At 65.0% G+C, this 11,370-nt stretch carries 13 protein-coding genes; 9 read left to right on the top strand and 4 right to left on the bottom strand.

Annotation, left to right across the window (positions count from 1 at the left end):
• The first annotated feature begins 43 nt into the window (after positions 1 to 43).
• From CKW13_RS03155 to CKW13_RS03140, 4 genes are all read left to right on the top strand, one after another.
• Positions 44 to 2,797: a response regulator gene (locus tag CKW13_RS03155; protein ID WP_095106886.1), complete on the top strand. Its 2,754-nt coding sequence runs from the start codon at positions 44 to 46 to the stop codon at positions 2,795 to 2,797.
• Between the two features lie 137 nt (positions 2,798 to 2,934).
• Positions 2,935 to 3,924 carry a 2-hydroxyacid dehydrogenase gene (locus CKW13_RS03150; RefSeq protein WP_095106884.1) on the top strand — a complete coding sequence of 330 codons (990 nt, stop codon included), beginning with the start codon at positions 2,935 to 2,937 and terminating at the stop codon, positions 3,922 to 3,924.
• Positions 3,925 to 4,013: 89 nt separating this feature from the next.
• The gene (locus CKW13_RS03145; protein WP_095106882.1) at positions 4,014 to 4,451 is read left to right on the top strand and encodes a hypothetical protein; all 438 of its coding nucleotides are present in this window, start codon (positions 4,014 to 4,016) and stop codon (positions 4,449 to 4,451) included.
• Positions 4,448 to 4,852 (top strand): META domain-containing protein, encoded by a 405-nt coding sequence (locus CKW13_RS03140; protein WP_095106880.1) that lies wholly within the window; start codon positions 4,448 to 4,450, stop codon positions 4,850 to 4,852. The genes CKW13_RS03145 and CKW13_RS03140 overlap by 4 nt, the downstream gene beginning before the upstream one ends.
• A gap of 69 nt (positions 4,853 to 4,921) precedes the next feature.
• On the opposite strand, the gene CKW13_RS03135 is transcribed toward CKW13_RS03140, so the two are convergent.
• Positions 4,922 to 5,392: a TlpA disulfide reductase family protein gene (locus tag CKW13_RS03135; RefSeq protein WP_095106878.1), complete on the bottom strand. Its 471-nt coding sequence runs from the start codon at positions 5,390 to 5,392 to the stop codon at positions 4,922 to 4,924.
• A gap of 107 nt (positions 5,393 to 5,499) precedes the next feature.
• Between CKW13_RS03135 and arsC the strand changes: the two genes are divergently transcribed.
• The 3 genes from arsC to CKW13_RS03120 are packed head-to-tail and all read left to right on the top strand — an operon-like array spanning position 5,500 to position 6,855.
• On the top strand, positions 5,500 to 5,853 hold the full coding sequence (gene arsC, locus CKW13_RS03130) for an arsenate reductase (glutaredoxin) (RefSeq protein ID WP_095106874.1): 354 nt from the start codon (positions 5,500 to 5,502) through the stop codon (positions 5,851 to 5,853).
• Positions 5,850 to 6,455 (top strand): NAD(P)H:quinone oxidoreductase, encoded by a 606-nt coding sequence (wrbA, locus tag CKW13_RS03125; RefSeq protein ID WP_095106872.1) that lies wholly within the window; start codon positions 5,850 to 5,852, stop codon positions 6,453 to 6,455. The genes arsC and wrbA overlap by 4 nt, the downstream gene beginning before the upstream one ends.
• Entirely contained in the window at positions 6,448 to 6,855 is a 408-nt protein-coding gene (locus CKW13_RS03120) for a DUF2069 domain-containing protein (protein WP_095106870.1), read from the top strand. Before wrbA ends, CKW13_RS03120 begins: the two co-directional genes overlap by 8 nt.
• Positions 6,856 to 6,968: 113 nt before the next feature.
• Here the strand turns inward: CKW13_RS03120 and CKW13_RS03115 are convergent, their stop codons facing one another.
• Both CKW13_RS03115 and ttcA read right to left on the bottom strand, forming a co-directional pair.
• The gene (locus CKW13_RS03115; RefSeq protein WP_095106868.1) at positions 6,969 to 7,640 is read right to left on the bottom strand and encodes a DNA-3-methyladenine glycosylase I; all 672 of its coding nucleotides are present in this window, start codon (positions 7,638 to 7,640) and stop codon (positions 6,969 to 6,971) included.
• Between the two features lie 68 nt (positions 7,641 to 7,708).
• Positions 7,709 to 8,533, bottom strand: coding sequence for a tRNA 2-thiocytidine(32) synthetase TtcA (gene ttcA / locus CKW13_RS03110; protein WP_095106866.1), 825 nt, complete (start codon positions 8,531 to 8,533; stop codon positions 7,709 to 7,711).
• A 271-nt stretch (positions 8,534 to 8,804) separates the two neighbouring features.
• Between ttcA and CKW13_RS03105 the strand changes: the two genes are divergently transcribed.
• Together CKW13_RS03105 and CKW13_RS03100 are read left to right on the top strand one after the other, a co-directional pair.
• Positions 8,805 to 9,407, top strand: coding sequence for a Yip1 family protein (locus CKW13_RS03105; RefSeq protein ID WP_095106864.1), 603 nt, complete (start codon positions 8,805 to 8,807; stop codon positions 9,405 to 9,407).
• Between the two features lie 147 nt (positions 9,408 to 9,554).
• Positions 9,555 to 10,049, top strand: coding sequence for a SprT family zinc-dependent metalloprotease (locus tag CKW13_RS03100; protein WP_095106862.1), 495 nt, complete (start codon positions 9,555 to 9,557; stop codon positions 10,047 to 10,049).
• Positions 10,050 to 10,179: 130 nt separating this feature from the next.
• On the opposite strand, the gene CKW13_RS03095 is transcribed toward CKW13_RS03100, so the two are convergent.
• Positions 10,180 to 11,361, bottom strand: a complete 1,182-nt coding sequence (locus tag CKW13_RS03095) for a CaiB/BaiF CoA-transferase family protein (protein WP_095106860.1) — start codon at positions 11,359 to 11,361, stop codon at positions 10,180 to 10,182.
• Positions 11,362 to 11,370 lie beyond the last annotated feature (9 nt).

The following is an 11,370-nucleotide window of genomic DNA, read 5'->3' as shown; positions in this document are numbered from 1 at the left end:
TGGCCGCCTACCACTTTTCATACCGCCCCACCGGGAGAGTCGAGTGCTGAAGAAACTGGGGATCAAGGGGCGCATCCTGTTGCTCACGCTGCTGCCCACCAGCCTGATGGCCCTGGTGCTGGGGGGCTACTTCACCTGGATGCAGCTCTCGGACCTGCACACCCAGCTGTTGCAGCGCGGCGAGATGATCGCCGAGCAACTGGCGCCCCTGGTGGCACCAGCCCTGGGCAGCGACAACAGCGAACTGCTGGAACGCGTCGCCACCCAGGCCCTGGAGCAAAAGGATGTGCGCGCGGTGTCGTTCCTGGCGCCCGACCGCAGCCCACTGGTCCACGCCGGCCCGAGCATGCTCAACCCCGCGCCCAGCGGCAGTAATGGCCACCTGCTGCAAGTCACCGGCAACGATGCCACCCGCTACCTGATGCCAGTGTTCGGCCATCACCGCAACCTGGCCGGCGACCTGATCCCGGACGAATCCGACCGCCTCCTGGGCTGGGTCGAGGTGGAGCTGTCCCACAACAACACGCTGCTGCGCGGCTACCGCAGCCTGTTCGCCAGCCTGCTGCTGATTAGCGCCGGCCTGCTGGGCACCGCGTTGCTGGCGCTGCGCATCAGCCGCACCATCAACCAGCCGCTGAGCCGCATCAAGCACGCCGTGGCCCAACTCAAGGACGGCAACCTGCATACCCGCCTGCCGGCCCTGGGCAGCCAGGAGCTGGATGAGCTGGCCTCGGGCATCAACCGCATGGCCAGCACCCTGCAAAATGCCCAGGAAGAACTGCAGCACAGCATCGACCAGGCCACCGAAGACGTGCGCCAGAACCTGGAAACCATCGAGATCCAGAACATCGAGCTGGACCTGGCGCGCAAGGAAGCCCTGGAAGCAAGCCGTATCAAATCCGAATTCCTGGCCAACATGAGCCACGAAATCCGCACGCCCCTCAACGGCATCCTGGGGTTCACTCACCTGTTGCAAAAAAGCGAGTTGACCCCGCGCCAACTCGACTACCTGGGCACCATCGAGAAATCCGCCGACAGCCTGCTGGGGATCATCAACGAGATCCTCGACTTCTCCAAGATCGAGGCCGGCAAACTGGTGCTCGACAGCATCCCCTTCAACCTGCGCGACCTGCTGCAAGACACCCTGACCATCCTCGCCCCGGCCGCCCACGCCAAGGAACTGGAACTGGTCAGCCTGGTGTACCGCGACACGCCGCTGTCGCTGGTGGGCGACCCGCTGCGGCTCAAGCAGATCCTCACCAACCTGGTGAGCAACGCGATCAAGTTCACCCGCACCGGCACCATCGTCGCCCGGGCCATGCTCGAAGAAGAACACGACGACAGCGTGCAACTGCGCATCAGCATCCAGGACACCGGCATCGGCCTGTCCAACCAGGACGTGCGCGCCCTGTTCCAGGCCTTCAGCCAGGCCGACAACTCGCTGTCCCGCCAGCCCGGCGGCACAGGCCTGGGGCTGGTGATTTCCAAGCGTTTGATCGAGCAGATGGGCGGCGAGATCGGCGTCGAAAGCATGCCCGGCGAAGGTTCGGAATTCTGGATCAGCCTGCGCCTGCCCAAGGCCCGCGACGACAGCGAAGACCTGCCTTGCGCGCCCTTGCTGGGGCGCCGCGTGGCGGTACTGGAAAACCACGAACTGGCGCGCCAGGCCTTGCAGCACCAACTCGAAGACTGCGGCCTGGACGTGACCCCGTTCAACACCCTCGAAGCCCTGACCAACGGCGTCACCGGCGCCCATCAGACCAACCAGGCCATCGCCTTGGCCGTGCTGGGCATCACCACCAAGGACATGCCACCGGAGCGCCTCAACCAGCACATCTGGGATCTGGAACACCTGGGCTGCAAAGTGCTGGTGCTGTGCCCCACCACCGAACAAACCCTCTTCCACCTCTCGGTGCCCAACCCCCACAGCCAGTTGCAATCCAAGCCGGCGTGCACCCGCAAACTGCGCCGGGCCCTGGCCGACCTGGTCAACCCGCAGCGCCTGCGCAGCGAGCCGGGGGAGCCGATGTCCAGCCGTGCGCCGAAAGTGCTGTGTGTCGATGACAACCCGGCCAACCTGCTGCTGGTGCAGACCCTGCTCGAAGACATGGGCGCCAAGGTGCTGGCCGTGGACAGCGGCTACGCAGCGGTCAAGGCCGTACAGAACGAAAGCTTCGACCTGGTGCTGATGGACGTGCAGATGCCCGGCATGGACGGGCGCCAGAGCACCGAAGTGATCCGCCAGTGGGAAAACCAGCGCCACAGCACGCCGCTGCCCATCGTCGCCCTCACCGCCCACGCCATGGCCAACGAAAAACGCGCCCTGCTGCAAAGCGGCATGGACGACTACCTGACCAAACCCATCAGCGAGCGGCAACTGGCCCAAGTGGTGCTCAAGTGGACCGGCCTGGCCCTGCGCAGCCAGGGCCAGGAACGCCAGCACGAACACCACGGCCACGCCACCGACCTGCAAATCCTCGACCACGAAGAAGGCCTGCGCCTGGCTGCCGGCAAGGGCGATTTGGCGGCCGATATGCTGGCCATGTTGCTAGCCTCGCTTGAGGCCGACCGCGAAGCCATCCGCATCGCCCGCGAAACCCATGACCAGAACGCGCTGATCGAGCGCGTCCATCGCCTGCACGGCGCCACCCGCTACTGCGGCGTCCCGCAATTGCGCGCGGCCTGCCAGCGCAGCGAAACCCTGCTCAAACAGGAAGACCCCAAGGCCTTTGCCGCCCTGGATGAACTGGATGGCGCCATCTGCCGCCTCGCCAACCAGGCGCGGTTGAGTGCCTGATGGCCCCCATTGGCCCCCAGTGGGAGCGAGCCCGCTCGCGATGGCGCTGTACCGGGCAACCGAGCCGCTGAATGAACAACCGCTACGGCGAGCAGGCTCGCTCTCACTTGGCCCTCACACGGATAAGGATTCCCCCCATGCGCACCCTCCTCTTCAGCAGCCAAACCTACGACCGCGACAGCTTCCTCGCCGCCGCCCTGCCGCCCGGCGTGGAGCTGCACTTCCAGAGCGCACGCCTGAGCCTGGACACCGTGGCCCTGGCCGCACACCACGAAGTGGTGTGCGCCTTCATCAATGACGACCTCAGCGCCCCGGTGCTCGAACACCTGGCCGCCGGCGGTACGCGCCTGATCGCCCTGCGTTCGGCCGGCTACAACCACGTCGACCTGGCGGTGGCCAAACGCCTGGGGCTGGGCATCGTGCGCGTGCCGGCCTACTCGCCCCACGCCGTGGCCGAACACGCGGTGGCCTTGATCCTGGCCCTCAACCGGCGCCTGCACCGCGCCTACAACCGCACCCGCGAAGGCGATTTCAGCCTCCATGGCCTGACCGGGTTCGACCTGGTGGGCAAGACCGTGGGCGTGGTCGGCACCGGGCAGATCGGCGCCACCTTCGCCAAGATCATGGCCGGGTTCGGCTGCCAACTGCTGGCCTATGATCCCTTCCCCAACCCCCAGGTGCTGGCCCTCGGCGCGCGCTACCTGAGCCTGCCCGAACTGCTGGCCCAGGCGCAGATCATCAGCCTGCACTGCCCGCTCACCGCCCAGAGCAAACACCTGATAAACCGCGACTCCCTGGCCCATATGCAGCCCGGGGCGATGCTCATCAACACCGGCCGCGGCGGCCTGGTGGACACCCCCGCGCTGATCGACGCCCTCAAGGACGGCCAATTGGGCTACCTGGGGCTGGACGTCTATGAAGAAGAAGCCCAGTTGTTCTTCGAGGACCGCTCCGACCTGCCGTTGCAGGACGACGTGCTGGCGCGGCTGCTGACCTTCCCCAACGTGATCGTCACCGCCCACCAGGCCTTCCTCACCCGTGAAGCCCTGGCCGCCATCGCCCAAACTACCCTGGACAACATCGCCGCGTGGGCTGGCGGCACCCCGCAAAACCTGGTCGAAGGCTGAAAGGGCGCGGCCCGCCGGATCGAAGGTCGCACGGGCCAGTCGCCAGATGAGGTCAGCGTGCTAGCATACCGGGCCTATCTGGAGGACCCATGGCCGAACACGATTTCCGCTACACACTGATGAACCCGCAGCACACCCTGACCGAAGTCCGCGCCCTGATGCCCGGCCGCTACCAGGTCACCGGCCAGGGCGGCGCCATCCGGCAGAACGACGTGCTGCTGGTAACCCTCAAGGGCAGCAAAAGCCTGCACATGCGCCTGACCGTCGACAACGTGCGCCACCTGCTCAAGCCCATGGGCCAATGGGTGGCCATGACCCAGGGCCCGGCATTCGGCGAACTGGCGATCCACACCTGGCAGGTCAACTGCGACGGTTGTGCCGCCACCCTGGACTTTGAATTCGCGGTGGACGCCAAGCTCGGCGCCAAGGCGCAAAAACCTGCCGCCACGGCGCGCATCGCCGAACTGGGCTGGAGCAGCGAAGGGGAAAAGCACCTGTGCCAAAAATGCCAGCAGGCTCGCCCATGAAACGTGCGGCCTGGATCGCCGTGTTCGGCGCCAGCCTGCTAGGCTGCGCCGCCGAACCGGTGAAGCTGCAACAGGACCGCAGCTACTTGCTGGAGTGGATCGGCGAAAGGCCGCTGATCGACCGCAGCCACCTGACCATCACCCTCGGCGCCGACGGCCGCGCCTATGGCACCGCCGGTTGCAACCACTGGTTCGCGCCGTACAGCCTGGACGGTGAAAAACTCAGCTTCGGCAAAGTCGGCAGCACCCGCAAACTGTGCGCCCCAGCCTTGATGGAGCAGGAACAACGCTTCCTCAAATCCCTGGAAACCGTACAGCGCTGGGACATCTCGCCCATCGACCAACTGCGCTTCTGGCCCGCCCAAGGCAAACCGCTGCGTTGGTGGTTGGAGGAAAGCTGACAGCAGCGGCAAGCTACAAGGTTGAAGCGCCTTAACTTGCAGCTTGCCGCTAACCGCTCGCAACTGCGCTTAGCTGCCACTTGCGCGTAGCGCTTTGATCTTCGCCAACACGCCTGCGGCGGTTTGTTCGCCCAGCAGTTGTTCGCGCACCTTGCCCTGGTCGTCGATGATGTAGGTCACCGGCAGGGCCTGGCTGCGGGGTACGCCGAAGAATGGCGCGGGGTCTTGGGCCAGTACGGTGAACTTGATACCCAGTTTGTCGCTAGCGCTTTTGAGTTCGGCGCCCTGCACGTTGTCGAAGTTGACGCCGAACACTTCCACCGATTGGCCCTTGAGCTGTTCGGCCAGGGCGTTGAGTTCGGGGATTTCGGTGCGGCACGGGGCGCACCATTCGGCCCAGTAGTTAAGCACCAGCCACTGCTTGTCCAAGCGCTCGGCCGCGACCTTGTTGCCCGCCTGATCCACGCCGTAGTCATTACCGCAGCCGCCCAGCAGCAGGGTGCACAACAGCGCCGATGCCGCCGCCAGTCGCCTTGTCATGTGTCGATCCTTAAGCCCGAAAGTGAATATGCCGCACCGCCAAAGGTTCAGGACGCTGCGTCGCGCAGGTAGAATAGCCGCCACCTTACGCAAGATGCGACCCGCACATGACCGATCTGACGCTTTATCACAACCCGCGCTGCTCGAAATCGCGCGGTGCGCTCGAACTGCTCCAGGCCCGGGGCCTTGCGCCCACCGTGGTCAAGTACCTCGAAGAACCGCTCAACGCCGCGCAATTGCAGGGCCTGCTGGGCAAGCTTGGGATCAGCGCCCGGCAACTGCTGCGCACCGGCGAAGACGAGTACAAGAGCCTGAACCTGGCCGACGCCAGCCTGAGCGAGGCGCAACTGATCGCCGCCATCGCCCAACACCCCAAGCTGATGGAGCGGCCGATCCTGGAAACCGCCGACAAAGCCGTGATCGGCCGCCCGCCTGAAGCCATCCTGGAGCTGTTGCCGTGACCGCGCCCTACGTTCTGGTTCTGTATTACAGCCGCAACGGCTCAACCCACGAAATGGCCCGGCAGATCGCCCGGGGCATCGAGCAAGGTGGCCTGGAGGCGCGCCTGCGCACCGTGCCGGCCATCTCCAGCGAATGCGAAGCGGTGGCCCCGGCCATCCCCGCCGAAGGCGCGCTGTACGCCAGCCTCGACGACCTGAAAAACTGCGCGGCCCTGGCCCTGGGCAGCCCGACCCGGTTCGGCAACATGGCCGCGCCGCTCAAATACTTCCTCGACGGCACCAGCAACCTGTGGCTCACCGGCGCCCTGGTGGGTAAACCGGCAGGCGTGTTCACCTCCACCGCCAGCCTGCACGGCGGCCAGGAAACCACCCTGCTGTCGATGATGCTGCCGCTGCTGCACCACGGCATGCTCATCACCGGCCTGCCCTACAGCGAATCGGCGCTGCTGGAAACCCGCGCCGGCGGCACGCCTTACGGCGCCAGCCACCATGCCGGTGCCGACGGCAAGAGCGCCCTGGACGAGCATGAAACAGCCCTGTGCCGCGCCCTCGGCCTGCGCCTGGCGAAAACCGCTGTGCTGCTGGAGAGCGCCCGTGGCTAAGAAGCCGAAAGTCCTGCCCACCATCGAGTGGCTGCAACCGCGTGTGCGCCTGGCGCGCATCTTGAGCCTGGTGTGCTTTTTCGCCCTGGTGGGGGTGCTGGCGCTGTTCTACCTGTGCCTGCTGGACCTGCACGGCGCCCGGCCCTGGGTGATCCTGCTGATCGAACTGGTGCCCTTGCTCATCATGGCCCCCGGCGTGATAAGCGGCAGCCCGCGCGGGCATTCGTGGCTGTGCTTTGTGCTGAACCTGTACTTCATCAAAGGCGCGATCGCCGCCTTCGACCCCAACCGCCAACTGTTCGGCGTACTAGAAATGGCCGCCAGCCTGGCGCTGTTCTGCTCGGCGCTGCTGTATGTGCGCTGGCGCTTCCAGCTCAACCGCCGCTTGGCCGGCGAATAACCCGCCCCCTATAGCAAGCGGGCTAGCCCCCGGGCGGCGTGCCGACGCTCGGGGGCGAAGCCGTCGTGATCGCCGAATCAGGGCTGCTGCGCACCCCAGCGCAGGCAGGAGTATCAGTGGTTGACGGTGTAGGCCAGCATCATGGAGAGCTGGCACATCGGCCGGCCGCTTTGGGCGTGCCATTGGTTGAAAGCGTCCTGGACGATGGCCAGGTCGCGCAGGCTGGTGGGCACCTTGTCGACGATCTTCTGTGCGTTGAGGGCGGCCACCACGTCGTTGCTGGGCACGAAGGTGTCCTTGCCGACCATGCGCAGGAACCGCGGCGCCGACAACCCGCCCAGTTGATGGCCATGCTTGGCCAGGTACTTCCACAACCCGACGATATCGGTCACCGGCCATTGCGCCAGGAAAGCGCCAAAGCTGCCGTATTCGTGGGCGATGTCCAGCACCAGTTGGGCGTTGCGCGGCACACTCTTGAGTTTGCCCAGGTGGCGGATGATCCGCGCGTCCTGCATCAGCCGCTCCAGGTGTTCGGCGCCCATCAGCACCACTTTTTCCGGGTCGAAACCGAAAAACACCTGCTCGAAGGCCGGCCACTTGGCGTCCACCAGGCTGTGTTTGAGGCCGGCGCGAAACACCCGCAGCGCCAGCGTGGACAGGTAGCGGTCGTCGCCGACCTGGCACAATTGCGCCTCGCTCAGGGGCACCGGCAAATGGGCCTCCAACTGCGCCACCGAACCGAAGCGGTTCAGACAGTATTCGTGCAGCCACTTGTAGTCGCGCATGCCCTCTCCCCAATAAAGAACGGCGCCCGTGAGCGCCGTGAGTCAGCAGTACAGAGCCGGGCCAGCGCTCAAAGGTTCACCACGTTGACGAAACGCGATGCGGCGTTCTCGTCGATTTTCAGGCCAGTGAAGTCAAACAGGTTACGGTCGGCCAATTGCGACGGAATCACGTTTTGCAGGCTGCGAAAGATACTCTCGGTACGCCCCGGGGTCTTGCGTTCCCAGTCCTGGAGCATGTCCTTGACCACCTGGCGTTGCAGGTTCTCCTGGGAGCCGCACAGGTTGCAGGGGATGATCGGAAATTGCTTGAGGTCGGAATAGGCCTGGATGTCTCGCTCATTGCAATAGGCCAGCGGGCGGATCACCACGTTGCGCCCGTCATCGGCGCGCAGCTTGGGCGGCATGGCCTTGAGCGAGCCGTTGAAGAACATGTTGAGAAAGAAGGTTTCGACGATGTCGTCGCGGTGGTGCCCCAGGGCCATCTTGGTCGCGCCGATTTCGTCGGCGAAGGTGTAGAGCGTGCCCCGGCGCAGGCGCGAGCACAGCGAGCAGGTGGTTTTGCCCTCCGGGATCAGCTCCTTGACCACCGAATAGGTGTCTTTTTCGACGATGTGGTATTCCACGCCCAGGGTCTTGAGGTAGGCCGGCAGCACGTCTTCGGGGAAACCGGGCTGCTTTTGGTCCATGTTCACGGCGACGATTTCAAACTGGATGGGCGCGACCTTCTGCAGGTGCAGCAGCACATCGAGCATCGTGTAGCTGTCCTTGCCGCCCGACAAGCAGACCATCACCTTGTCGCCGTCCTCGATCATGTTGAAGTCGGCAATCGCCTCCCCGGCCAAGCGGCGCAGGCGTTTTTGCAGTTTGTTCTGGTTGACCGTAAGAGTGCCCATGGCGCTAGGATCCGCGAGGTGGATGACGAAAGGCCGGCATTTTACGCAAAAGGCCGGCACGGCGGAACACACACGCGGCCTGCCAGATGAACCGGCGATTAGCCACCTCTTTTACAGCACGATTTGCTCTAAAGGCCTACGGGCATTGGGCCAAGTCCTTCCTATACTGCGACATAAGGTCGCACACATATTCAGACCTTTACTTACCTGGCCGCTTGGCCCGTAAGCGCTCCGCTGGGGGGCGATGGCAATAACAAAGGAGTGACTGACCATGATTCACCACGTCGTAGGGCTCTTTACCCACCCCGACCAGGAATGGCGGGACATCCGGGGCGATGCCGAAGAAAGCATCAGCCATATGTACCTCACCCACACCTTGATCCTCGCGGCGATCCCCGCGATTTCAGCGTTTATCGGCACCACCCAGGTCGGCTGGGTCATTGGCAACCGCGCACCGGTCATGCTGACCCAGGAAAGCGCGCTGTGGATGACCATCATGTCGTACCTGGCCATGCTCGGCGGCGTGGCCGTAATGGGCGCGTTCGTGCACTGGATGGCGCGCACCTATGACGCCAGCCCCAGCCTCGCCCGCTGCATCGCGTTTGCCACCTACACCGCGACACCGCTGTTCATTGGCGGCCTCGCGGCCCTGTACCCGCACATGTGGCTGGGAATGATCGTCGGCACGGCGGCCATCTGCTACACGGTGTACCTGCTGTATGTGGGGTTGCCGACCTTCATGAACATCCCTTCGGACGAGGGCTTCCTGTTTTCCAGTTCGGTGCTGGCCGTGGGCCTGGTAGTGCTGGTGGCCATCATGGCGTTCACCGTCATTGTCTGGGGCCTGGGCGTCGGCCCCATCTACACCAACTGACGCCGCACCTATAACAACCCCATCGCTGCCAATACCGGCCGCCGCAAGGCGGCCTTCTTTTGCCCGGCAAATGACCGCCCGGCGCCCGGGCAATTCGGAAAGCCCCCGGTTTACGGCATACTCGCAACCTCTGGAGACCCGTACCGCATGCCCGAGCTACTCAACCGCCGCGTCGAAGACTGCTTCCAACAAGCCGAAACCTTTTTCAAACGCCCCTTCAAGCGCCCCGTGGTCAGCCTCAAGCTGCGCGGGCAGAAGGCCGGCGTCGCGCACCTGCACGAAAACCTGCTGCGCTTCAACCCGCAGCTGTACCGGGAAAACAGCGAAGACTTTCTCAAGCAGACCGTGGCCCACGAGGTTGCGCACCTGATCGCCCATCAGTTGTTCGGCGAGCGCATCGCCCCCCATGGCGAGGAATGGCAGCTCATCATGCGCGGCGTGTATGAACTGCCGCCCAACCGTTGCCACACCTATGCCATCAAGCGCCGCAGCGCAACCCGCTACATCTACCGCTGCCCATGCGCCGACAGCGACTTCCCCTTCTCCGCCCAGCGCCACAGCCTGGTGCGCCAGGGCCGGCGCTATTTGTGCCGGCGGTGCCGGCAGACGTTGGTGTTCAGCGGGGAAACGCGGGTGGAGTGAAGCCCGCCCCCACCCTTGAAGGGTGGTGTGGGGGGCATTTTTCCGCTGTGGGAGCGCGCCTGCTCGCGATGGCGGCACTGAGTGGCGGTGGCCAATGGTTAGGGGTAAGACAGTTGCTCCTATATAGGCCCTACCCCACCACGTTGGCGGCCCTTAGCTGGGCGATGCGCTGTTCGCTCAGGCCCAGTTCCGCCAGCACTTGATCGCTATGGGCGCCCACTGCCACGCCGATGTGGCGGGGTTCGGGCAGGGGTTGGGAGAATTTCAGCGGGCAAGCCATTTGGGTTTGGGTGGTGCCATCGGCCCGGGGCACTTCGCAGGTCATTTGCCGGGCGCTGAATTGTGGGTGGGCGAAGGCTTCGCCCAGGCTCAGCACCGGTTCGACACAGGCGTCCACCGCGGCGAACCTTTCACACAACGCGGCGAAGTCGTGTTTTTCGAACTCGATCTGCAATTCGGCTTTCAGCGCCTGCTGCTGTTGCGGCTCGGGCGACAGGCCTCGGGCGGCCAGTTCCGGGCGCCCGAGGGCCACGCACAGTTGCTGCATAAAGGCCGGTTCCAGGCTGCCCACCGACAGCCAGCGGCCATCGCGGCTGCGGTAGTAGTCGTAGAAACTGCCGCCGTTAAGCATCTGCTCCTCCGGGCCCGGCTCCACGCCGCAGGCCAGGTAACCGGCGCCGGCCATGGCATTCAGGCTCATGGCGCAGTCGCTCATGCTCACGTCCAGGTACTGGCCCACGCCGCTGTGCTGGCGCGCCACCACCGCCGCCAGCAGGCCAATCACCGCGTGCAGGGAGCCGCCGCCCACATCCGCCAGTTGCACCCCCAACGGCAGCGGCCCGCTGTCGCGCCGCCCGGTGTGGCTGGCGACACCGGCCAGGGCCAGGTAGTTGATGTCGTGGCCAGCGCGGTCGCGGTACGGGCCGGTCTGGCCGTAGCCGGTGATCGACACGTAGATCAGCCGTGGGTTGAGGGCCTTCAACGCTTCGTAGCCCAGGCCCAGGCGTTCCATCACGCCGGGGCGGAACTGCTCGATCAGGATGTCGTGCTCGGCCACCAGTTGCCGCACCAGCTCCAGCGCCTCGGGTTGCTTGAGGTCCAGGGCCAGGCTGCGCTTGTTGCGGTTGAGATAGGCGTGGCTGGCAGAGACGCCGCGATCGTGAGGCGGCAGCACCCGCACCAGGTCAACGCGGCTGGGGGACTCGATGCGCAGCACCTGCGCGCCCATGTCCGCCAGCAGCAGCGAGGCGAACGGCCCCGGTAGCAGGGTCGAAAAATCCAGAACCTTGAGGGTTGCCAATGGGCCGGGCATAAGCGTTCT

Origin of the sequence: Pseudomonas sp. Irchel 3E20, from assembly GCF_900187645.1 — a bacterium.
Classification (GTDB): Bacteria; Pseudomonadota; Gammaproteobacteria; order Pseudomonadales; family Pseudomonadaceae; genus Aquipseudomonas.
Note: the sequence above shows the minus strand (reverse complement) of the source record. Positions and strands in the feature narration are given on the sequence as shown.

What these genes read in the sequence shown, in the direction of transcription:
- CKW13_RS03100 (WP_095106862.1), top strand. Translation starts at nt 9,555, where the DNA reads ATGCCCGAGCTACTCAACCGCCGCGTCGAAGACTGCTTCCAACAAGCC.
- CKW13_RS03135 (WP_095106878.1), bottom strand. Translation starts at nt 5,392, where the DNA reads ATGACAAGGCGACTGGCGGCGGCATCGGCGCTGTTGTGCACCCTGCTG.
- CKW13_RS03140 (WP_095106880.1), top strand. Translation starts at nt 4,448, where the DNA reads ATGAAACGTGCGGCCTGGATCGCCGTGTTCGGCGCCAGCCTGCTAGGC.
- CKW13_RS03105 (WP_095106864.1), top strand. Translation starts at nt 8,805, where the DNA reads ATGATTCACCACGTCGTAGGGCTCTTTACCCACCCCGACCAGGAATGG.
- CKW13_RS03145 (WP_095106882.1), top strand. Translation starts at nt 4,014, where the DNA reads ATGGCCGAACACGATTTCCGCTACACACTGATGAACCCGCAGCACACC.
- CKW13_RS03150 (WP_095106884.1), top strand. Translation starts at nt 2,935, where the DNA reads ATGCGCACCCTCCTCTTCAGCAGCCAAACCTACGACCGCGACAGCTTC.
- arsC (WP_095106874.1), top strand. Translation starts at nt 5,500, where the DNA reads ATGACCGATCTGACGCTTTATCACAACCCGCGCTGCTCGAAATCGCGC.
- ttcA (WP_095106866.1), bottom strand. Translation starts at nt 8,533, where the DNA reads ATGGGCACTCTTACGGTCAACCAGAACAAACTGCAAAAACGCCTGCGC.
- CKW13_RS03115 (WP_095106868.1), bottom strand. Translation starts at nt 7,640, where the DNA reads ATGCGCGACTACAAGTGGCTGCACGAATACTGTCTGAACCGCTTCGGT.
- CKW13_RS03095 (WP_095106860.1), bottom strand. Translation starts at nt 11,361, where the DNA reads ATGCCCGGCCCATTGGCAACCCTCAAGGTTCTGGATTTTTCGACCCTG.